This is a genomic window from Kurthia zopfii (assembly GCF_003143955.1).
Classification (GTDB): Bacteria; Bacillota; Bacilli; order Bacillales_A; family Planococcaceae; genus Kurthia; species Kurthia zopfii.
On record NZ_QFVS01000002.1, the window covers coordinates 12,050 to 34,063 of the forward strand.

At 38.1% G+C, this 22,014-nt stretch carries 18 protein-coding genes; 1 reads left to right on the forward strand and 17 read right to left on the reverse strand.

Annotation, left to right across the window (positions count from 1 at the left end; genetic code table 11):
* The first annotated feature begins 118 nt into the window (after positions 1–118).
* The gene (clpP, locus tag DF281_RS01055; protein WP_109348406.1) at positions 119–709 is read left to right on the forward strand and encodes an ATP-dependent Clp endopeptidase proteolytic subunit ClpP; all 591 of its coding nucleotides are present in this window, start codon (positions 119–121) and stop codon (positions 707–709) included.
* Between the two features lie 332 nt (positions 710–1,041).
* Here the strand turns inward: clpP and DF281_RS01060 are convergent, their stop codons facing one another.
* The 17 genes from DF281_RS01060 to DF281_RS01140 all read right to left on the reverse strand — a co-directional run bounded on the left by DF281_RS01060 (position 1,042) and on the right by DF281_RS01140 (position 22,014).
* Complete coding sequence (locus tag DF281_RS01060) at positions 1,042–1,359, reverse strand: hypothetical protein (RefSeq protein ID WP_109348407.1); 318 nt, start codon at positions 1,357–1,359, stop codon at positions 1,042–1,044.
* 228 nt (positions 1,360–1,587) lie between these two features.
* Positions 1,588–8,508: a SpaA isopeptide-forming pilin-related protein gene (locus DF281_RS01065; protein ID WP_109348408.1), complete on the reverse strand. Its 6,921-nt coding sequence runs from the start codon at positions 8,506–8,508 to the stop codon at positions 1,588–1,590.
* Between the two features lie 606 nt (positions 8,509–9,114).
* A complete protein-coding gene (locus DF281_RS01070; protein WP_109348409.1) occupies positions 9,115–9,372 on the reverse strand; it encodes an HPr family phosphocarrier protein in 258 nt (85 codons plus the stop codon).
* Positions 9,373–9,452: 80 nt separating this feature from the next.
* Entirely contained in the window at positions 9,453–10,400 is a 948-nt protein-coding gene (whiA, locus tag DF281_RS01075; RefSeq protein ID WP_109348410.1) for a DNA-binding protein WhiA, read from the reverse strand.
* A 17-nt stretch (positions 10,401–10,417) separates the two neighbouring features.
* On the reverse strand, positions 10,418–11,386 hold the full coding sequence (locus tag DF281_RS01080; protein WP_109348411.1) for a gluconeogenesis factor YvcK family protein: 969 nt from the start codon (positions 11,384–11,386) through the stop codon (positions 10,418–10,420).
* Positions 11,387–11,389: 3 nt separating this feature from the next.
* Positions 11,390–12,271 (reverse strand): RNase adapter RapZ, encoded by an 882-nt coding sequence (rapZ, locus tag DF281_RS01085; protein ID WP_109348412.1) that lies wholly within the window; start codon positions 12,269–12,271, stop codon positions 11,390–11,392.
* A complete protein-coding gene (locus DF281_RS01090; protein WP_109348413.1) occupies positions 12,264–12,746 on the reverse strand; it encodes an NUDIX domain-containing protein in 483 nt (160 codons plus the stop codon). The genes rapZ and DF281_RS01090 overlap by 8 nt, the downstream gene beginning before the upstream one ends.
* Positions 12,747–12,971: 225 nt before the next feature.
* Positions 12,972–13,919 (reverse strand): thioredoxin-disulfide reductase, encoded by a 948-nt coding sequence (trxB, locus tag DF281_RS01095; protein WP_109348414.1) that lies wholly within the window; start codon positions 13,917–13,919, stop codon positions 12,972–12,974.
* Between the two features lie 76 nt (positions 13,920–13,995).
* Positions 13,996–15,516, reverse strand: a complete 1,521-nt coding sequence (locus DF281_RS01100) for a tetratricopeptide repeat protein (protein WP_240605496.1) — start codon at positions 15,514–15,516, stop codon at positions 13,996–13,998.
* A 98-nt stretch (positions 15,517–15,614) separates the two neighbouring features.
* Entirely contained in the window at positions 15,615–16,226 is a 612-nt protein-coding gene (gene hisIE, locus DF281_RS01105; RefSeq protein WP_109348415.1) for a bifunctional phosphoribosyl-AMP cyclohydrolase/phosphoribosyl-ATP diphosphatase HisIE, read from the reverse strand.
* The gene (gene hisF, locus DF281_RS01110) at positions 16,223–16,981 is read right to left on the reverse strand and encodes an imidazole glycerol phosphate synthase subunit HisF (RefSeq protein ID WP_109348416.1); all 759 of its coding nucleotides are present in this window, start codon (positions 16,979–16,981) and stop codon (positions 16,223–16,225) included. The genes hisIE and hisF overlap by 4 nt, the downstream gene beginning before the upstream one ends.
* 1 nt (position 16,982) lies before the next feature.
* Positions 16,983–17,720, reverse strand: a complete 738-nt coding sequence (gene hisA, locus DF281_RS01115; protein ID WP_109348417.1) for a 1-(5-phosphoribosyl)-5-[(5-phosphoribosylamino)methylideneamino]imidazole-4-carboxamide isomerase — start codon at positions 17,718–17,720, stop codon at positions 16,983–16,985.
* Positions 17,707–18,348 carry an imidazole glycerol phosphate synthase subunit HisH gene (gene hisH / locus DF281_RS01120; RefSeq protein ID WP_109348418.1) on the reverse strand — a complete coding sequence of 214 codons (642 nt, stop codon included), beginning with the start codon at positions 18,346–18,348 and terminating at the stop codon, positions 17,707–17,709. The genes hisA and hisH overlap by 14 nt, the downstream gene beginning before the upstream one ends.
* Positions 18,345–18,938 (reverse strand): imidazoleglycerol-phosphate dehydratase HisB, encoded by a 594-nt coding sequence (hisB, locus tag DF281_RS01125; protein ID WP_109348419.1) that lies wholly within the window; start codon positions 18,936–18,938, stop codon positions 18,345–18,347. Before hisB ends, hisH begins: the two co-directional genes overlap by 4 nt.
* Positions 18,928–20,208: a histidinol dehydrogenase gene (hisD, locus tag DF281_RS01130; protein WP_109348420.1), complete on the reverse strand. Its 1,281-nt coding sequence runs from the start codon at positions 20,206–20,208 to the stop codon at positions 18,928–18,930. The genes hisB and hisD overlap by 11 nt, the downstream gene beginning before the upstream one ends.
* 14 nt (positions 20,209–20,222) lie before the next feature.
* A complete protein-coding gene (gene hisG / locus DF281_RS01135; RefSeq protein ID WP_109348421.1) occupies positions 20,223–20,852 on the reverse strand; it encodes an ATP phosphoribosyltransferase in 630 nt (209 codons plus the stop codon).
* Complete coding sequence (locus DF281_RS01140) at positions 20,845–22,014, reverse strand: ATP phosphoribosyltransferase regulatory subunit (protein ID WP_109348422.1); 1,170 nt, start codon at positions 22,012–22,014, stop codon at positions 20,845–20,847. The genes hisG and DF281_RS01140 overlap by 8 nt, the downstream gene beginning before the upstream one ends.

Below are 22,014 nucleotides of genomic sequence, written 5' to 3' on the forward strand. Positions count from 1 at the left end.
CTATTACACACTAAACTTGCAACATTTAGTGTGATTTATTTGACCTTATTTGACTATGCAATTACAATAAAGGTAACGCTGATAAAGTCAGTAACAAGATTGAACGGAGGAGAATTAGATGAACTTAATTCCAACAGTAATCGAAACAACAAACCGCGGAGAGCGTGCTTACGACATTTACTCACGTCTTCTTAAAGACCGTATTATTATGCTAGGTAGTGCTATTGATGATAACGTAGCAAACGCGATCGTATCACAATTACTATTCTTAGAAGCTGAAGATCCAGAGAAAGATATTTTCCTATACATCAATTCTCCTGGTGGTAGCGTAACTGCTGGTATGGCAATTTACGATACAATGCAATTCATCAAACCAGATGTACAAACAATTTGTATTGGTATGGCCGCTTCAATGGGTTCATTCCTATTAACAGCTGGTGCAAAAGGTAAACGTTTTGCATTACCAAACTCAGAAATCATGATTCACCAACCACTTGGTGGCGCACAAGGTCAAGCGACTGAAATCGAAATCGCTGCTCGCCACATTTTAAAAACGCGTGAAAAATTAAACAAAATCCTTGCTGAGCGTACTGGCCAACCAGTTGAAGTGATCGAGAAAGATACAGATCGCGACAACTTTATGTCAGCTGAAGAAGCACTTGATTACGGTCTAATCGACAAAATCATGGTAAGCAACGATTCTAAATAATTCAGATGAAAAGCCATCCTTAAAGGGTGGCTTTTTTGTGTTTGTATATAGTTTTGGTTCTATTATATATTTTGGAATTTTAAAATAATTCACGTTGTAGCTTTCAGAAATAACGAATGCTTTCCGCCGACAAGTGCCGCACTATTTATTTCCACTCTGGGTGGAAATAAAGGATTGCTTCTCACTTGTTTTTCGGCAGGAGTCCTCGTTATTTCCTTCATTGATGATGCGTTCTAAAGCATACTTTAAAACGATGTGTTACCCTAGTTTATCTCTGTCTTTAGAACACAAAAAAGAGCCGCATAAGCGCGACTCTTAATTCAATATATTTATTAGCCTACTACATTTTTAAGTTCGTTCATTTCGTAGTATGATACGCCAGATTTAGAACCGATATTACCAGCTTTTAAAGCTTTACGGAAGATGATTTTTGGTGTTGTTTTTGCACCGTTTAATTCAGCAGTTGCAGTGAACACGTCCATATCTTCTGTTGGTGTTGGAGCTACATTTGTATAACCTAGTTTTCCTAGAATACTTTTAACTTGGAAATCGCGAGCAAGTTCGAAGTCGATTAGTTCTGAGATCGCTAAATCTACAATTTCCTCTTTTTGACCTTCTGTTTGCACATGCGCAATAATAGTAATTTCCATTATATATTCCTCCTAGACGGTATTTACTATTATTTTAGCACTCTGAAATTATTTATCAAAGTAAAAAAAACTTGAATTGTTTCTCATTTTGCGACAATTCAACATGGAATAGAATGATTTTATCGAAACTTAGCAGATAATTGTATAGATTTTCTCAGCAATTTACGTAGTGTAAAGCAAAAAAAATCGGTACTTCGTTTTTCAACGAGTACCGATTTCTTCTATTTATTAAGCGTGTTTACGACGGTTACGGATCACCATGAAAGCGCCTAATGCGATTACTAGTAAGCCACCTAGGCCGTATGCTAGAGAGTTTGATTCACCTGTTTGTGGTAATACGTTACCGTTTTTATCAACAATGATTGTTGTAATAACGTTTTTGTCTTTATCGACAACTTCGTATTTACCTGGTGGTAATTTTTCAATTACTACATTACCTTTACCATCTGTTTTACCTGAAGTTACTGGTTTTTTATTCTTATCAATCACTTCAACTTCAACGCCTGGTTTTTTCGTTGGTACTGTAACTGTTGGTTTTTCAACTTCTTCCGTTTCACCTTCAACTACTGGTGGAACTTTACCATTTGTAATTGTTAGTTCAGCTAGACATTCGTCTTTCTTCACTTCGAATTTCAATGGTGTTTTATTAAGTTTGTAGCCTTTCGGAGCTGTAGTTTGCGTGATTACGTATTTACCTGGGCGTAATTGATCAAGTACAATTTTGCCTTTGTTCGCTTTCACGTTTGCTACTACTGTTTTAGAACCGTCAGCATTGATTTTTTCAACTTTGTAAGTTGAGTTTTCAACGATTACGTTTCCTTTTTCATCTTTGTTAAATACTGTTACGTCACATTTGTTTGGTGTGTTGTCTACGTTTACTGAAATCGTACCGCCACATTGATCTGGAGAGATCACAAGCGTTGTTGATTTAGCAATTTTGTATCCTGGTACACCTTTCACTAACTCGATTGTGTAAGTGCCTGGACGTAATGGTTTCGTCGTAATTTTACCGTCTTTACCGAAAGTAAATTCGTTGCCTACTACTTTACCGTTTACATCTTTGATTACGAATTTAGCACCTTCAATACCTGCAGCTAGTTCTTTATCAACAAGAACGATTGTTGCTGGGCAGTAAGTCATGATGTTTTCAACTTCGAATGCTGGTGAACAATCTAATGCGTTCACTGTGAATTCTAGGTCTTTCGCTTTTTCGTAATTTTGTGGAGCTTTTGTTTGAACTAACACATAGTCGCCGCGCTCAAGAGCTGGTAATACGATCTTACCTGCTTCGTCAGCTTTAACGCCTTTAGAAACTTCAACTTTTGTGCCATCTTTATCTTTTTTATATAAAGTATACTCAGAACCAGATGTGATTACTTCTTTCGTGTCGCCATCTTTGTTGATGATTGTAACTTCACACTTGCCGAAGTCATTTACGATTGTTACTGTTGCACAATTGTCTTTTACTACGTCGAATGCTACTGGTTTATCATTTAAAACATAGTTGCCTTCGATTGATTTTTGAACTAATTCGTATTTACCTACTTCTAAAGCTGGAACTTTAACGCTACCGTCTTTAGCTGTAAGTGGATTTTCGTTTACTTTCACTTTCTTACCATCTACGATTTTGAATACATCGTAAGTTGAACCATTTTTGATTTGTTTACCATCAGTATCATTGTTGATTACTGTGATTTCACATTTCGCAATTTCGTTCACGACTGTTACTGTTGCTGAACAATCTTTTGGATCGATTGTGAATTTCACTGGTGTTGTATTTAATACATATTTGTCCGAAACTTTCGTTTGAACTAATGTGTAATCACCGTGTTTTAATGCTGGTAATACGATTTTGCCGTCTTTAGCTGTTGCTTTAGCGATCTCTTTGTCACCTTGCATTACTTTGTATTCTGAACCATCTGTGATTACTTGACCGTTGTTATCTTTATTAATAACTGTGATCTCACATTTCGCGAATTCGTTTGTAATATTGACAACTTTACAGTCATCTTTTACTACTTCGAACGCTACTGGTTTGTCATTTAATACGTAGATTGAATCTACTTTTGTTTGTACTAGCTCGTATTTACCTACTACTAATGCAGGTACTTTTACTTCGCCATCTTTTGAAACGATTGGTTCTTTATTTACTTTTACTTTTTCATCGCCGATGATTTGGTAAACGTCATATTCTGAACCATCTTTGATTTTACCGCCATCAACGTCTTTGTTGATTACTGTAATATCACATTTAGCTAAATCATTTTTAATCTCTACTACTGCGTTACATGTTTCTTTATCTACCGTGAATTTCACTGGTGTTGTGTTTAATACATATTTGTCCGAAACTTTCGTTTGAACAAGTTTATACGTACCATGTTTTAATGCTGGTAATTTGATTTCGCCATCTTTAGCTGTTGCTTTAGCGATCTCTTTGTCACCTTGCATTACTTTGTATTCTGAATCATCTGTAATTACTTCATCATTTTCATCTTTATTGATGACTGTGATCTCACATTTCGCGAATTCGTTTGTAATCTGAACAACTTTACAGTCATCTTTTACTACTTCGAATGCTACTGGTTTGTCATTTAATACGTAGATTGAATCTACTTTTGTTTGTACTAGCTCGTATTTACCTACTACTAATGCAGGTACTTTTACTTCGCCATCTTTAGAAACTAATGGTTCTTTGTTAACTTTTACTTTTTCATCACCGATGATTTGGTAAACGTCATACTCTGAACCGTCTTTGATCTTACCGCCATCAACGTCTTTGTTGATTACTGTAATATCACATTTAGCAATTTCGTTCTTAATTGTTACTGTTGCTGAACATTCATCTTTGTTGATTTTGAATTCAACTGGAGATGTATTTAATACATATTTGTCCGAAACATCTGTTTGAACAAGTTGATACGTACCGTGTTTTAATGCTGGTAATTTAATTTGACCGTCTACAGCTGTTACTGTTTCAACTACTTCTTCGTTACCTTGCATAACTTTGTAAGTTGAACCGTCAGTGATTACGTCACCGTTTTCGTCTTTGTTGATTACTGTAATTTCACATTTCGCGAATTCATTTGTAATAACAATTCCATCACAGTTTTTTGGATCTACTGTGAAATCAACGCCTGTTTCATTTAATACATACATGTCATCAGCCGTTACTTGAACTAATGTGTAATCGCCTGCTGGAAGTGGTTCAAGTGTTAATTTACCATCAACAGCTTTCACTTCTTTAACGATTACTTTGTCGCCTTGAACAACTTTGTAAGTTGAATCAGTTTTGATTACTTTTTTGTTTTCATCTTGGTTGATTACTGTAACTGCACATTTAGGAACTTCGTTTTCGAATTTCAGATCTGTAACACAGTTTTCAGCATCCACTTCGAATTCAAGTGGAGTTTCGTTTAATACATAACCTTCTGGAGCTTTAGTTTGTACTAATTCGTACTTACCGTTTTCTAGTTTACCTAGATCGATATTACCTTTGTCATCAGATTTAAATGTTTTCTCTAAATCTTTACCATCTTTAAGAACTTTGTATTCTGAGTTAGCTGTGATTTTATCACCAGTATCTTTATCTGTAGATAAGATTACTGTTTCACAAACCTTCACTAATTCAACTTCTACAGTTGTTACTTTACAGTCACCATCTGCATCTTCTTCAACTTTGATTTCAGTAAATTCATCCACCGGAGCGATTCCTTTAATGTCACCATCTTGTTTAATGAAGTAAGTGCCTGGTTTTAAGTTCACTTTAGCTTCGCCATCTTTGAACTCAACTTTTTGTTTTGTTTCTACTTTATCTTTCGTGAACACTGTGTAAGTGCCATCTTTTTCGATTTTCTCTTTATCTTTCGCATCAACGAATGATACTGTTACTTCACAAGCTTTACGCTCGTTTTTAATAACGAATGGCGTTGCTTCTTTTTGGTTTTCTAAAGCGAATTCAATTTGAACTTGGCTATCATCTTCAAGGTAGTTTTTAGGAGCTTTAGTTTCCTTAATTACATATGGAGATTTTCCGTCAGCTTTTAAACGAACGTTTTCGAATACTGCTTTTCCGTCTTTATCAGTTGTTGCTGTGCGGTAAACAGTTTCATAATCATCATATTTGTAAAGTTCGAATTCAGCACCTTCAAGAGCTTTACCTGTTGCTCCATCTACTTTTTTAATGTAGATATTTTTATACTCAACATCACCCCAGCCAAATGCTGTGCTGTTGTTATAGTAAGTTTTATCTACACTAGATGTTGTTTTAAAATCTTCAGTCATATCATCATAATTCAATTTAATTAAGTTACTTAATTCCGTACCTTTGTCACCTTCATAATAAACTTTGTAATCAAGTTTATATGATTTGTGAATTGATTTAGGGAAAATTATTTTGAATGATGTTTGATCTTCACTCACATATAGATAGTGTTTCCCATCTTCTGCTTCTTGGTTTGGATTATTTGTTTCTGTTAATTCGATATTTCCATTATCTAACTTGAATGAATTTGCAACAAATGTTCCATCAAACTTGTTTTTAGCAGTTAAACTATCTGTTACAGAAGCTTTTTTCAATACTGATTTAGATTGGTTAATATCTACAGAATAATCAAAGTGACGTGTTTGACGTAATTGTTTACCTTTTTTATCAATTAAAAGTCCACCATTTGGAACTTGTGTATGGGCAGTAAATGAACCTTCTTTACCGTCCTTACCAAAAATTGTAGATGTTGCTTTGTTTGTATAGTCTTTACTATAAACATTGTCAGTATCTTTTGTATCATATTGGATTACATATGCTTTACCTGCTGGAGTTCCATTAGGGAAAGTAACTACATAACCATTTTCATTTGTTTCTAATGTATAGTCTTTGAATTCAGTTGAAGTAACAACATTACCATGACCATTTTTATTATCTAATTCCATGATTTTGAAAGTATCTTCTTTCAATTTCATGTTTTTAGAAGTAAATTCATCGGTAATTTTAGCGCCTTGTGGAACACCTTGTAAATTAAGTCCGAATCCTACTTGCCATTTGAACGTGTATTCACCTGTTTCATTATTTAAATCTTTCGTTACGTTTTTGAAACCATTGTTTTTGATATTTGGTGTACGTTCGAATTGACTTGTTGTTTCAATTTTTTTACCGTTTTCAAACATTAATGTTGCTTTATTTTTATAAATATCCGTTGTCATTAAGTCTAGTGAAACATCAATTTTAATCGTTTGTTTTTTTGTAATATCTCCAAGGTTAAATAATAAGCCATCAGGACGTTGTTCAGGATCTTTTACTGATTTACCATTTACTGTAGCTGTACCAGGGATGTATTGCATATTTTCAGTCATGAATTTGTCTAATACATATGCATTTCTGATATTTTGATTATTTTTATTTACTGTAATTACCCAAGTAGCAGTACGCTTTTGGAAATCAAGCTTTTCGTAACCTTTTTCAAGACTTGTTTGTTTGTTCGTTACAGTAGCTGATGATTCTTGACCATCTGATGTTACTGTATTTTTAACTGTTTGATCATCTGTAACAACATGACCAGGATAAAGCTTAGTTGAGTAACTAATCATGTAACTTTTCGTTACATCTTTTTTAAATATGATATCGAAACTGTTTTCAGTACTTGATTTAGCAATATAGTACTCGTCTTTTGATAAAGGAGCATTGTCATAAACAATACTACCGTTAGTAGCTAATGTATAGCCGTAAATTGTGATTGAATCTTCATCTAAAATTTGTTCACCGTGAATTGCATCACGGATATATGCTTTACTTTGTGGAATAGTTGTTTGACCACGATTGTAATCAATAGTCCACTGAGCTCCTGTTGCAGTAGCTTCACCATATTTGTTTAGTAATTTAGCACGTTCGATATTAACTTGCTTCGTAGCAGATTTATCTAAGCCTGTAGCTTTTACGTTAGCTTTGTTTGTATACGTTGATACAGTTTCATCTAATACTTTTGTTACGTATGTGATTCTGTAAGCTTTGTTAGAACCTTCTTTAATTGACCATTCATTAGTGCCTTTTTTAGTGAAGTCACTCGTTACGTCTCCGCCTTCAGTAACATTACCTTTGCGATCAACTTTTAATTCGATTGCTTTGAATGTGCCTGGAACTAACTCTAATTTAGATGTATCAAATGTATCTTTGAATACACCATTTTTTAGCGTATTTTTCGTTTTGTTGAACTCTACAATCCATTGAATTGCATTTTGTTTAGAACCTACTTCTTTAAAAGTAGTTCCTTCAATAATTCCTGCTTTACCTTTTTTCGTTAAATCATCGTTTACGCCTTCTGGTGAGAAGTGAAGGTTATATGTTTCTTCACCTTTACTAGAGTTTACAGTAAAGCTTTGATCTAATGATGTTGTCTCTTGACTGATTACGTTAGCTTCTGCAACGAAACCTGCTGAGATAAAGCCAGGAGTTCCAGTAGAACCGTTATCATTTTCAATTTCTTTATTAAAAGTAAATGTTACAATGCCGTTATCAATTTTAAATGTACCTATTGATCCAAGTGGACCTGATTTTGGTGATGTGCCTTCCCAGTCAAAGTTACTTGGCAGTTTGTATGCAACTTGGTCACCATTTTTATAAGTCTCTACTGGAATCAAGAAATCATACTTAATTTTGAAATATGTTTGTTCTGTTACGTTTGTTACGTCGCCTGGTTTAACTGGCGTTGTTTTGTCGTTTAAATGAATTGTGATTTCTTTAATGATCGACTCTGGAGTGCCTTTTTCAGCTTTAGCTGTTTTTGCTTCTTTCTTAGAAAGTACTTTCTCCTCAGAAGTACTTTCTTCAGTTGTAGCTTCTTTATTTTCCTCCACTTCTGCTGCGTCATCGATTACTGCTTCTTGATGCCCAGCTTCTGCTTTGGAACTTGTATTTTTATCCTCTGTATTAACAACCTTGTCTGTTTTAGGGGCTTCTGCCTTATCTTTAACAGCAGGTTCATCTTTAATTAATTGATCTGATGTTTCATTTGTCGCATCAGTGTCAGATGAAACAGAAGAATTTTCAGCTACTGGTGCGTTTTCTGCTGCTATTGCATTAAGTGGCATCATAAATCCACTTGCCATTAATTGCATAACTAGCATCAAAGCCATAAGAGCTGCACTAATTTGTTTCTTCATAAATGTTCCTCCTCTTTGTAAAATTACATAAAAAATGCATCAAGAACTCTGATATGAATCAGTAACTATTGATGCTAATACATCATACCACCGCGCTTTAAAGGTGTATATCACACTTAATTATCATTTATGTAAAACGTCCTAAACCGTTGCTATATATACGTTTATAAGCGTTCACTCACTTTTTGGTAGTTAATTGCCTATATTTAACAGGTTCTTTCGGTAGAAAACGAGATTTTAAAAGTAAAATCATTTAAAAGGTCTTTAGTCATACTAGTGGTTCATTTGCTCTATATTGTTTGACAATTAACGACTGTTTTTAACAGAAAATTTTAATTTATGTAATAAAAAAATAGGTTAGTTACCCGCTTTCACGAGTGAACTAACCTACCTTATTTTACTAATTAGGTATGTTTAGATATTTATAAATCGTTATTTTCTACATATTACATCTTGAACAAACTACTTATAATATAGCTATTATCGTTTACCTATTTTAAGTGTCGTTATACTAGGAAATACCCTTGTAAACCTAATAGTTTTTTGAAGTTTGAATAAAAAAACGCAGCAACCAAGAATGGTTACTGCACTTCATCATCTATTACTTTAGTCTTCAGACTCGATCATCTTACGTAGACCTGCGATTGCTTCAGTCTCGTCTTTACCTTCAGCAAACAAGGTAATGTCAGTCCCATGGGCTACGGCTAAACTCATAATTCCCATAATACTTTTAGCATTCACCTTTCTCGTACCCTTTTGTAAAAACACGTCAGCTTGGTAACGGTTTGCTTCTTGTACAAAAAGTGCTGCTTGGCGTGCTTGAAGTCCTGATTTGAGTTTAACCTCAACCTGCTGTTCTAACATCTGCTGTTTCCCCCTTATATATTTGGCTATGTAGCCTCTTAAGATTTATGTTCTTCTACTATTATACATCATTTATCGTACTATTTAAGATTAACCTTTTCACCGGCACGTAAAGATTCGGCAATTTCATCGATTTTACGTAATCGATGGTTAATTCCCGACTTCGAAACGCTCGAAGACATCATCTCTCCTAGTTCTTTCAATGTAACATCTTGATAAGCTACTCGTAGTCTCGCGATTTCTTGTAATTTATCAGGAAGCTGTTCAATGCCAATTCGTTTATCAATATATTTAATATTTTCGACTTGGCGAATCGCCGCCCCAATTGTTTTATTCAAATTGGCTGTTTCACAATTTACAAGTCGGTTTACGCTATTACGCATATCACGGACAATACGGACATCTTCGAATTTTAGCATCGCTTGATAAGCGCCTACTAAACTAAGGAAATCCGAGATTTTCTCTGCCTCTTTCAAATACGTGACAAAGCCTTTTTTTCGTTCAATCGTTTTCGCATTAAGATCAAAGAGATTCATCAAGTTTTTCAATGCTGTGCCGTGTTCTTCATAAAGTGAATACACTTCTAAGTGATAGGCAGATGTTTCTGGATTATTGACCGAGCCGCCTGCTAAAAAAGCGCCGCGTAAATAGGCTTTACGTGATTCATCTGTTGCTAAAAGATTTTCCGAGATTTCGTGATTCATCAAGAAATTGCCTGATAAAATTTCCAAACTCTCCAGTAATTCTTTCGCACCGTCACGCACTCTACAAATGTAGACATTATTCTTTTTGAGTCTCATCTTTTTTCGGACAAGCAACTCGACTTTATAATCATACAATTTTTTCAAAATCGTATAGATTCTTCTCGCGATGGCCGCATTTTCGGTTTGCACATCTAAGCTCAGTTGACGATTAGCAAATGACAGTGAACCATTCATACGAATCATCGCTGATAGCTCAGATTTTAAACTTAAATCATCTGATTCCATCTGTGTTAATTCTTTTTTCATTTCAGAAGCAAATGACATATTCTCCGCCTCCTTTCTTAATGTGTATTCATATAATCAATGAGCCATTCTGCTACTTTTGTAGGCTGATGTCTCACAGTCCCTTTTTTACTTACATTGGCGATCGGTCTCTTCTCCACTTCAAGCCCCATTTGGACAAGTTGAGGTACATCGATTTTGACTGGTTCGGCATCTTCTTCTTCGTATGCGCGTTGCACATTCTCAGGTACTTCGGCATCATTATTAATGAGGATTGCATCGATAAAATCAGCACCAACATGGTCATGAATCGCTTGGACGTGATCGCTTGCAGTATAATTCGAAGTTTCACCATTTTGCGTCATCAAATTGCAAATATATACTTTTTTGCCTTGTGCATTCAAAACAGCATCTCGAATATCTTCTACGAGTAAATTCGGGATGATGCTCGTATATAAACTCCCCGGCCCAATTACGATAAGATCCGCATTTTTGATTGCTTGAATTGCTTCAGGTAGCGCACGGACGTGATCTGGCTTACAGAAGACTCGATTAATTCGCTTCTCATATGTAGGGATTTTAGATTCACCTTCTACGATGCGACCGTCTTCCAATTCCGCAAAAAGTGTTAATCTTTGATTGGCTGCAGGTAGAACGCGTCCATGCACATTCAATACGCGGCTCATCTCACGAATTGCGTGTGAGAAGTCACCTGTAATCTCCGTTAATGCCGTTAGCATGAGATTGCCTAGCGAATGACCGTTCAAATGTTCTTTGCCCTTTCCTTTAAATCGGTATTGGAACATCTCTTCTACTAATGGTTCAACTTCCGATAATGCAGCGATCACATTTCGCACATCTCCCGGTGGTGGGATTTGATAGTCATCACGTAATCTGCCAGAACTTCCGCCATCATCTGCGACTGTTACGATTGCAGTTAGTTCTGCATCGAATTTTTTTAGCCCTCGCAATAATGTCGATAAACCCGTTCCGCCTCCTACAATGACGATTTCTTTCTTTTTCGCCATAAGTTAGCCTTCTTTCCTTGAGATGTCGCGATGTGTCACGACAATAGGAGCTAAATTAGCAAGCGCTAGACCATAGTATTCTGCTAAAGTGACTGAGCGATGTTGACCACCTGTACATCCAAAGCCTATTACTAACTGTGTTTTTCCTTCTTCTTTATAGCGTGGCACCATAAATTCAAAGAGATCCGTTAGTTTATTAATTAAAGTTTGTGCATCATCTTGTTTCAACACGTAAGAAGACACTTCTTCATCTAGCCCTGTTTTTGGTCGTAATTCATCAATATAGTACGGATTCGGTAAAAAGCGCACATCAAAAATTAAATCCGCATCAATTGGTGTACCATGCTTGAATCCAAATGACATGACATTGATCGAGAATGAATTTTTCTTCTCGCCCGAATATCTTTCTAATAATGTATTTCGTAATTCTTTTGGCTTCATAATTGAAGTATTATAGATTTGATTCGCTCTGCCTTTCACTTCAGACAACATTTCTCTCTCTTTTTTAATCCCTTCAAGTGGACTACTTTCCGAAGCAAGTGGATGTGAACGACGTGTTTCTTTGAAACGGCGCACAAGCGTCTCATTATCTGCATCTAAGAAAATAATTTGCGGCTCAACTTCCGCATCACCTCTTAATTCATCAAGTGCATCAATTAGTGAAGCGAAGAAATCTCCACCACGTAAATCCATTACAGCAACTGTATGAGATAATTCCTTGTTCGAGTCTTTCATTAATTTAATGAAAGTCGATAGTAAAGCCGGTGGTAAATTGTCGATACAGTAGTAACCTAAATCTTCAAAAGCTCTCACTGCAACAGATTTCCCTGCTCCAGACATACCTGTAATAATGATGAGATCTTTACCTGAATCCGAATTAACCATCAAGATCTTCCCCCTCAAGTGAATGCTGAATTTTTTCGTCTAGTAATTGAAATTCTTCTGTATACGTAAACGTCCCGTATTGCATCCCTTTTTCATTAACTGCAAAAAGAAGATTCGTACGGTCTCCTTCTGCCATAGGTAATGTTTTTAATTCATCTACATGATGCCATTCTAAAATGCCTTCACGAGTTTCAGTAAAAGGTGTACCTTCTAAATCTTCCGCAAAAAACGTATAAAGCATCCATTCATTTACCATCTTCTCGCCATCCATAATGACCATTGTATAAATCCCTTTTAGATGTGGGTTCACGGCTTTCGTACCTGTCTCTTCAAAGTACTCTCTGCTCGCAGCTTCAAATATTGATTCGCCGCTTTCGATTTTCCCACCTGGTGCCACATACCAGCCACGTCTAGGCTTTTTCAGTAGTAACACTTCGTCACCTCTACGCACAATTAAATTCGCAATTCTTTGCATATGTGCCACCCCATTCTCTGTTCGTATAGTACTCAAAAAATCCTAACTTACATTATACACTGTTCCGGGTGTATCTTACAAATAACGCACGAAAAAAGGAAGAACTGTATGCGTTACAGTTCTTCCTCTGGGTCAACCAAATATTCTAAAATTTCAAAGGGTTATTACATCCTTTACTATACACTGTCAATATTTCACAAACATTACAGCAGTATGAAATTTAGATTATTTTGCTGCGATTTCTTCCATCAATGACTCAACATAATGTTGAACTGCTTGAGCAGCGATACTACCATCACCAGTTGCAGTTACGATTTGACGTAAAGTTTTTTCACGTACGTCGCCCGCTGCGTAAATACCTGGTACTGAAGTTTCCATTTCATTATTTGTAGGAATATAACCCGCTTCATTTAAAATACCTAATTCTTTAAATGGACCTGTTAATGGGTTCATACCGATGTAGATGAATACGCCATCTGCTTCCACTTCTGAAGTAGATCCGTCCACAGTGTTTGTAAGTGTTACGCTACCTACTTTACCGTTTTTCTCATTTATTTCAGTTACTGTGTTATTCCAGATGAAGTCGATTTTTTCGTTGGCAAATGCGCGATCTTGAAGAATTTTTTGAGCGCGTAATTTGTCACGACGGTGAACGATTGTTACTTTTTCAGCGAAGCGAGTTAAGTACATACCTTCCTCAACTGCTGAATCTCCACCACCAACAACGATTAAGTTTTTGTTTTTGAAGAATGCGCCATCACATACTGCACAGTAGCTGACACCACGGCCACCTAGTTCTGATTCGCCTGGGATGCCCATTTTTTTGTACTCAGCACCAGTTGTAATGATAATTGCACGAGTTTTGTATTCTTTCGAACCCGCTTTAATTGTTTTATATTCTTTGCCGTCGATTACTTCGGCAACGTCACCGTATGCATATTCTGCACCGAATTTTTTAGCGTGTTCAAACATTTTTGAAGATAGCTCAGGGCCTAAGATTGTGTCGAAACCTGGGTAGTTTTCAACTTCTTCCGTATTGGCCATTTGACCACCTGGAATCCCGCGTTCTAACATAAGAGTCGATAAATTTGCGCGTGATGTGTAAACTGCCGCTGTCATACCTGCAGGACCTGCTCCGATAATGACAACATCATAAATTTTTTCTTCTGACATAATTAACTCCTCCTAATACGATAACTTATACCCTCGTATGGTATATCATTTTGAACAACTTCATCAAGTTATTTGCCTATGAATCAAAGATTGGTAGAAATTGCATCAATTCGTCAATATATTTTGTTAAAGTTGGCGTCGAAATCTCATACAATTCCGCCACTTCTTTTTTCGTGATTTTCATGCGTGAAGATTTATACATGAACTCTACTGCCGCAGCTAGTGCGACTGGATTTTTGAATTTGTATCCTTTTTCAAAAGCGGCTTCACAAATCATGAACCACATTTGGAATTGGAATGTATCTTCAATTTCCATCGATTCTACTTGAATATAGAGTATTTCAGCAACTTCAATGGCACGTAGCATTGGTTGTAGTGATGCGTCATCTTCAAAGTCATGTCCAAGTGATAATGCTAAAAATATTTTCTCCATCGGTGAATAATCATCGACTGAAATGATCGCAGGGTTTGCTAGAATATCTTGTTTGAACGGTGTTTTCGTTAATAAATACAAGCCGAATAGTCGCTCCGAACGATATTCATGTTGCAACTTACCCACGATGTATTCTTCATCATTTAGTATCGTGTCATTTTCAAATTCTGCGTGCGTCCACGGTTCGAAACCTTCTTTAGTCGGATCAATCTCCAATAATAAGTTCCAAATCATGCGTGAAAACTTCTCATCGCCAGCGAAAAATGCTGAATGTGATAACCAGAAGTAGAAGCCTGCATCGCCTGAATAGCCTTTGACATACAGACTTTTCAGCCATTTAAACGCTTCTTCATAACATCCGATTAAAGCAAGTGTAGCACCAAGTTTGAAGCGATGCTCGAAATTGTAAGGATGTAATTTGACTAAAGTTTCTTCTAAAAGATCAAGTTCTTTCTCATCTTTTTCGTAATAAGCGATAATCGCCATATTGCAAAGCGCGTGGATATTCCCATAATTCCCTAGTAACACTTCATGTAATAGCGCTCTCGCTTGTTCATTCTCACCTTGATAGAAATAGGAAAGTGCTAAATTATTATATGCTGACCAAAAATTTGGATTTTCGGCAATGATATTTTCAAAGATTTCAATCGCTTGTTCGTGTTCGCCACTTTCCATTAACTGACGCGCGCGTTCTTGCTCACGTGACAGGACTTTATTACCTGCATCTTCAGTTCGTGGTAGTTTTCCTAGCATCGACGTCACAAAATCAATAATCTCATTGGCTTCATCAAAGTATTCGCCACTTTGATCGACCTCGATATATAGTTCCGCATAGTAAAGTGCTTCTTCTAACATACCTAAGCCTGCAGAAGTTTCCGCTAAAAACAGCAGTACTTCTGGATTATTCGCCTCTAGATCATTCGCGACTAATAGTAGTGATCTCGCATTTTCTGTATTCCCTAGTTCCAATTCGACAATGGCATATTGCAAGAAAATCATTGCGTCATCCGGGCTAAGTTCAACGGCTCTTTTTAAATATTTTGCTGCTTTTGGAAAATCACCACGGTCCATGCACGTTTGAGCTTTTGCATAATAAAAATCACCATTTGGCAAAAACGGTACGATATTCTGTTGTGGCTTGTAGTTGTCGTTGTTATTTTCCAAGTGTATTTTCCTCCGAAAAGCAAAAAGAACGCATACTCACGTTCTTTTGCATAATACGGTATATTATAACACAATTCATTATATGAAGTAGTCCAAATCTATTTTTCGTGACGTTTTTGTAGCACGCTAAGAACTTCATATAAATCAAGCTTTTGCTCTTGTAAAAGCACGAGTAAATGGTACATTAAATCGGCTGCTTCCCACTTCAATTCTTCAGCATCGCAGTTTTTTGCAGCGATGACTACTTCCGTCGCTTCTTCCCCGACTTTCTTGCCGATCTTGTCGATACCTTCCGTGAATAAGTACGTCGTATAAGCACCTTCTGGCATGTCGACTTCACGATTCGCAATGACTTCTTTTAGTGTCGATAAAATATCAAGTGAACCTATTGCCGAATCCTTCTCTTTGACGATTTCATGGAAGCAACTTTCTTCGCCTGTATGACAAGCTGGCCCATTCGGTAAAACTTCGACAACGAGTGCATCGCCATCACAGTCCAAACGCATCGCTACAACCTTTTGCGTATGACCGCTCGTCGCTCCTTTATGCCATAGCTCTTGGCGTGAACGAGAATAAAACCATGTTTCGCCCGTCTCCATTGTTTTCGTATAAGATTGTTCATTCATATAGGCAAGCGTCAGTACTTCCTTCGTTTGCGCATGTTGAACAATTGCTGGGATTAATCCTTGAGCATCAAATTTCATTGTCATCTGACTGCGACTCCTTTTGTTTTCAAATACGATTTAACCTGTTCGACACTCGTCTCCTTATAGTGGAAAATTGAAGCAGCAAGTGCCGCATCTGCATCGGCTTCTACGAGAATTTCACGGAAATGTTCTGCATTCCCTGCGCCACCGCTTGCAATAATCGGTACATTGACCACTTGTCGAATCGCTTGCATAAGTCGTTTGTCGAATCCTTTTTTCTCCCCATCACAATCCATCGATGTAATCAATAATTCTCCTGCTCCGAGCGACACCGCTTCCTTCGCCCATTCAATGGCATCTCGATCAAGTTCATTGCGTCCGCCATGCGTATAGACTTTCCATGATTGACTCGCTTCATGCCATTTCGCATCGATGGCAACTACGATGCACTGTGAACCGAAGTATGCAGCACCTTGTTGAATGATTTCTGGATTTTGTAAAGCCGCCGAGTTTAGCGATACCTTATCCGCCCCTGCGCGCAACATCTTCTTCATATCATCTAGCGTGCGAATACCACCGCCCACTGTAAAAGGAATGGACAAAGTGGAAGCCGTCTCTTTCACGACTTCAATCATCGTCTCTCGTCCTTCATGCGTAGCTGAAATATCAAGGAAGACAAGTTCATCCGCTCCTTGCTCATTATAAAATGTCGCCAGTTCAATCGGATCTCCCGCATCGCGTAAAGATACAAATTGAACACCTTTGACAACGCGCCCTTCCTTCACATCAAGGCATGGAATAATTCGTTTCGTCAGCATCTTATTCCGCCTCCTCTAACGCTTCTTCTAATGTAAATTGGTTCGTATACAACGCTTTCCCAATAATGACACCATTAATCGACGTATTTTGTGCAGCTTTTTTCACCGCTTGAATATCTTGCAAACTACTCATACCTCCCGATACAATGACTTGTGCATTCGTCTCATTTGCGAGTAGCTCATTCGCTTGAATATTCGGTCCTTGCAGCGTACCATCCGTCGCAATATCAGTAAAAATGAAATATTTCGCGCCATTTTCTACGAAGTATTTGCCCACGTCTACAGCACTTTGATCCGAAGTTTCCAACCAGCCATGTGTTGCGACCATACCATCTTTCGCATCTAAACCGATGACGATTTTCTCTGCGCCGAATTTAGCGATCATCGCCACGACTAATTCGGGTTCACGAATCGCAAGGCTTCCGATAATGACACGATCGACACCATTTTCTAAATAGTACGCAACATCTGCTTCACTTCGAATACCGCCACCAATTTGCACTTGAATCGGCAATTCTTTTGCGACACGAATAACGTCTGCCGCATGAACACGCGAGCCATCTTTCGCGCCATCTAAATCCACCATATGTACGAAAGTCGCCCCTGCATCAGCAAATGTTGTTGCCATATCAAAAGGTGACTCTCCATAAATCGTTTCCTGTGCATAATCCCCTTTATATAGACGGACGCACTTGCCCCCGCGCATATCGATTGCTGGGAAAATATTAAGCTTTGCCATATTTCGACTCCTCCTTCACTTCCGCTAACCATGCTTGTAAAAGTTGTTTGCCACATTGACCTGATTTTTCAGGGTGAAATTGCATCCCTGTCACAGAACCTTTTTTCACAATACCGGGTACTTGAATACCGTTATATTCCGCAAATGCAACCAATTGTTCAGGCGCTAATTCTGTGGCGTAATACGAGTGAACAAAGTAAACATAGCGATCTTGAATATCGTCAATCGCCAACCAATCCGGCGTATACGTAAACTGAAGTTCATTCCAGCCCATATGCGGCACGCGTACTTTTGCCTCATTAAATTTGCGCACCGTTCCTTTGAAAATACCTAATCCTTCAAATGCACCATTTTCCTCACTCGCTTGGAAAAGTAATTGCATCCCTAAACAAATGCCGAGCAATTTCTTCTGTTGTTGAACCGCTTTTAAAACGACTTCTTTCAATCCTGTATCTTCTAAACATTTAATCGCATCCTCAAATGCACCTACTCCAGGTAGAATAATGCCATCTGCTTGTAAAATCTCGGCTTCTTCCGCCGTGACAATCACTTCACAGCCCTGTCTTTTCACCGCTTGTTCGACACTGAATAAGTTCCCCATACCATAATCAATGATCGCTATTTTCATCCGAGTAACCCCTTCGTCGACGGTACACCCGTTACGCGTGGATCAAACTGGATGGCATCATCAATCGCTCGTGCTAATGCTTTGAAAATCGCCTCAATAATATGGTGTGTATTATGTCCATACGGCACGATTATGTGGACATTCATACGTGCCTCCAATGCAAACTTCCACAGAAACTCATGCACTAATTCCGTATCAAATGTGCCGACTTTTGCTGCGGGAATGTCCGCACGGAACTCAAGATGCGGTCGATCAGAACAGTCGATATACACTTGTGCCAATGCATCATCCATCGGTACGAATGCGTGGCCATAGCGTTTAATTCCCTTCTTATCGCCGAGCGCTTGGCGGATTGCTTGCCCAAGAACGATGCCTAAATCTTCCGTCGTATGGTGATCATCAATTTCGACATCACCTTTTGCGACAATTGAGCCATCATACAGCCCGTGCTTCATAAACAGATCCAACATATGATCCATAAAAGGTACGCCTGTTTCTACTTTTGAAGCGCCCGTGCCATCTAAATCTAATGAAATTTCAATTTGTGTTTCATTCGTTTGTCGTGAAATACTCGCTGTTCTATTTACCATCCTTATCCCATCCTCTCGATTCAACCGCTCGCGCGTGACCTTCCAAACCTTCAAGTCTTGCTAATCTCGCAATTTTCGGCGCATTTTCCTGCCATGTTTTTTCAGAATAATATACGACACTCGTCTTTTTCAAAAAATCATCCACATTTAAGCCTGAAGCAAATCTCGCCGTACTATTCGTCGGTAACACGTGATTCGTTCCTGCAAAGTAATCACCCACTGGTTCTGAACTGTAGCGACCAATGAAGATTGCGCCTGCATTTTTAATTTGTTCACTGACTGCTTCGGCGTTTTTTGTGACGATTTCTAAATGTTCGGGTGCTAATTGATTAATCGCTGTTACTGCTTCACTCATTGATTTTGCTATATAAATTCGTCCATAGTTTTCAATTGATTGTCGTGCGATGGATTGTCTCGGCAGTTGCTGTAATTGCTGTTCTATTTCCGCCGCCACTTCCTTCGCTAATCGCTCACTCGTAGTCACTAAAATCGCACAGGCTAACGCATCATGTTCCGCTTGTGAAAGAAGATCTGCTGCAATCTCATCTGCAAATGCTGAATCATCTGCCATGATGGCAATTTCACTCGGTCCAGCAATCATATCAATCGCCACTTCACCGAAGACTTCCTTTTTCGCTAAGGCGACAAATATATTCCCTGGCCCTGTGATTTTATCGACAGGTGAAATAGTTTCCGTACCATATGCGAGTGCGGCAATTGCTTGAGCGCCACCCATTTTATATATTTCTGAAATACCTAAAATTGAAGCAGCTACTAATACCGCATCTGGCAGTTTTCCGTCCTCACCACAAGGTGTTGCAATGACAATGCGTTCAACACCTGCAACAAGAGCTGGGATGACATTCATTAATACCGATGAAGGATACGCTGCCGAACCACCCGGCACATACAACCCAACTGCTTGAAGTGGTTGGACTTTCTGCGCTAACCACGAACCATCTTCTAAAGGTAATGTGAAGCCTTGTCGTTTTTGTTGTTCATGGTATTTCGTAATATTCGTTGCTGCTTCTTTTAAATCTTGCATAATTTGCGCATCCATTGCGTTGACGGCTTGTGCCATTTCGGCTTCCGTGACACGATTTGATGACAACTTAATGCCGTCCCATTTCTCTGTATATGTACGGACGGCTTCATCTCCGTTACTTCTCACTTGCGCGATGATTTCTCTTACTGCTTGTAACTGCACTTCATTGCCCGATTCGAGCGTTCTTTTTAATGAAAGATTTGTCGTCAAATTTAGAATTTCCATTCCATACACCTCCTTTAATTCACACAGTTTTTCAATCTTTTTACGAGATCAACAATTCGCTCATTTTTCATACGATAGCTTGCTGGATTGGCAATCAAACGAGATGAAACTTCCGTAATTTGTTCATATTCAACTAGGCCATTTTCTTTTAAAGTCTGTCCTGTTGATACAATATCGACAATGCGATCTGCAAGCCCAATCATCGGCGCTAACTCGATTGAACCATTCAGCCCGATAATTTCTACTTGTTCACCTTTTTCACGGTAATAAGCAGAAGCGACATTCGGATATTTCGTCGCAATTCTCGGTGCGATTTCATTTAATTCCGTATTCGGTAAACCTGCTGAAGCAATGCGGCATTTACTAATTTTCAAATCTAATAATTCATGCACTTTTCGATGTTGTTCTAACAAAGTGTCTTTACCCGCGATGCCAATATCCGCAACGCCATATTCCACATAGGTTGGCACATCCATCGGTTTCGATAAAATAATGCGCATATTTTCTTCTGGCATTTCCAACATTAATTTACGTGATACATCATCCATTTTCGTTGGTAAATTAAAGCCAGCTTTCAATAATAATTCATAGGCTTCATCAAAAATTCGCCCTTTTGGCATCGCAATTGTTAATGGACTACTCATATGAAGCACCTCCTTGACCGATTCGAATAACTTGTGAAAATTGCTTCTCATAGCTTGCCAAATCAGTGATTCCTTCGATTGACTGCATCGTCGTATAAATCCCTTGATTTCTTAATTTCGCCGTTTCTTTCAAAGCTTGCGCGAGTTGTGTAGACACATAGAGTACGAGTACTTTCGTTTTCTCCTCTGCATATGTCGGCATGGCTTCGAGTAATTCATCGATTTTCAATGCGAAGCCGACTGCACTCTCCGCTTGGCCAAAGTCCGCAAGTAACCCGTTGTAACGTCCACCATTGCCGATTGAATAACTACTATTTTCAGCAAATACTTCAAACAGCATGCCCGTGTAGTAATTCATATGGCTCGCCAACGTGAAATCGAATGCGATGTAATCTAATGCATTCGAAATCTCCAATACGGATGCAAGTTGTTCCATATAGATGTACGCTTTTTTGTCATATAAGTATTTTGAAATTTGGCGAATATTTTTTAGTTGCGTCGCTTCTTCCACGAATGACAGAAGTGTTGATTGTTGTTCAGTTGAAAGTTGAAAAGCGGTGACTGATTCTTCAAAACCAACATAGTTTCGATCGACTAATAGTTGATGCAATTGCTCAAACTGCTCATCTGTCGCAACATTTTTCCGAATAATCGCATCTAAAATCCCCGCATGTCCAATGGAAATTTTGAAATTTTCAATACCGATGTTTTTCAAGAAATCAATCGTCGTCAAAATGGCTTCCGCATCTGAATACACGGAATCATCGCCAATAATCTCAACACCCATTTGCTCAAATTCTGCGGGTCTACCGCCTTCTAATTCCTGCGAACGGAAGACATTTGAGTAATACGCAAGTCGCAGTGGCACTTTCTCTTTTAAAAGTTTTGAAGCGGCGATTCGGGCAATTGGTGTCGTCGCATCTGATCGCAGCACGAGCGTATTCCCTTGTGAATCGACGAGTTTGAATAACTTCGATTCTTTAATTGCGGATGATCTGCCGACTGTTTCGTAATATTCCAATGTCGGTGTTTGGATGAATTCAAATCCTCTTAAGGAGAAGAATTCCCTACCAAACTGTCGAATTGCTTCTTTCTTTTCGAATATTGCTGGCAATGTATCGCGCATGCCTAGTGGTTTTTCGAACGGTCGAATCATTGACAT

Coding starts and splice junctions, on each gene's coding strand:
- hisD (WP_109348420.1), bottom strand. CDS start 20,208: ATGGAAATTCTAAATTTGACGACAAATCTTTCATTAAAAAGAACGCTC.
- hisH (WP_109348418.1), bottom strand. CDS start 18,348: ATGAAAATAGCGATCATTGATTATGGTATGGGGAACTTATTCAGTGTC.
- DF281_RS01070 (WP_109348409.1), bottom strand. CDS start 9,372: ATGTTAGAACAGCAGGTTGAGGTTAAACTCAAATCAGGACTTCAAGCA.
- DF281_RS01065 (WP_109348408.1), bottom strand. CDS start 8,508: ATGAAGAAACAAATTAGTGCAGCTCTTATGGCTTTGATGCTAGTTATG.
- hisA (WP_109348417.1), bottom strand. CDS start 17,720: ATGGCAAAGCTTAATATTTTCCCAGCAATCGATATGCGCGGGGGCAAG.
- rapZ (WP_109348412.1), bottom strand. CDS start 12,271: ATGGTTAATTCGGATTCAGGTAAAGATCTCATCATTATTACAGGTATG.
- clpP (WP_109348406.1), top strand. CDS start 119: ATGAACTTAATTCCAACAGTAATCGAAACAACAAACCGCGGAGAGCGT.
- DF281_RS01090 (WP_109348413.1), bottom strand. CDS start 12,746: ATGCAAAGAATTGCGAATTTAATTGTGCGTAGAGGTGACGAAGTGTTA.
- whiA (WP_109348410.1), bottom strand. CDS start 10,400: ATGTCATTTGCTTCTGAAATGAAAAAAGAATTAACACAGATGGAATCA.
- DF281_RS01060 (WP_109348407.1), bottom strand. CDS start 1,359: ATGGAAATTACTATTATTGCGCATGTGCAAACAGAAGGTCAAAAAGAG.
- hisG (WP_109348421.1), bottom strand. CDS start 20,852: ATGAGTAGTCCATTAACAATTGCGATGCCAAAAGGGCGAATTTTTGAT.
- hisB (WP_109348419.1), bottom strand. CDS start 18,938: ATGGTAAATAGAACAGCGAGTATTTCACGACAAACGAATGAAACACAA.
- DF281_RS01140 (WP_109348422.1), bottom strand. CDS start 22,014: ATGTCAATGATTCGACCGTTCGAAAAACCACTAGGCATGCGCGATACA.
- hisF (WP_109348416.1), bottom strand. CDS start 16,981: ATGCTGACGAAACGAATTATTCCATGCCTTGATGTGAAGGAAGGGCGC.
- trxB (WP_109348414.1), bottom strand. CDS start 13,919: ATGTCAGAAGAAAAAATTTATGATGTTGTCATTATCGGAGCAGGTCCT.
- hisIE (WP_109348415.1), bottom strand. CDS start 16,226: ATGACAATGAAATTTGATGCTCAAGGATTAATCCCAGCAATTGTTCAA.
- DF281_RS01080 (WP_109348411.1), bottom strand. CDS start 11,386: ATGGCGAAAAAGAAAGAAATCGTCATTGTAGGAGGCGGAACGGGTTTA.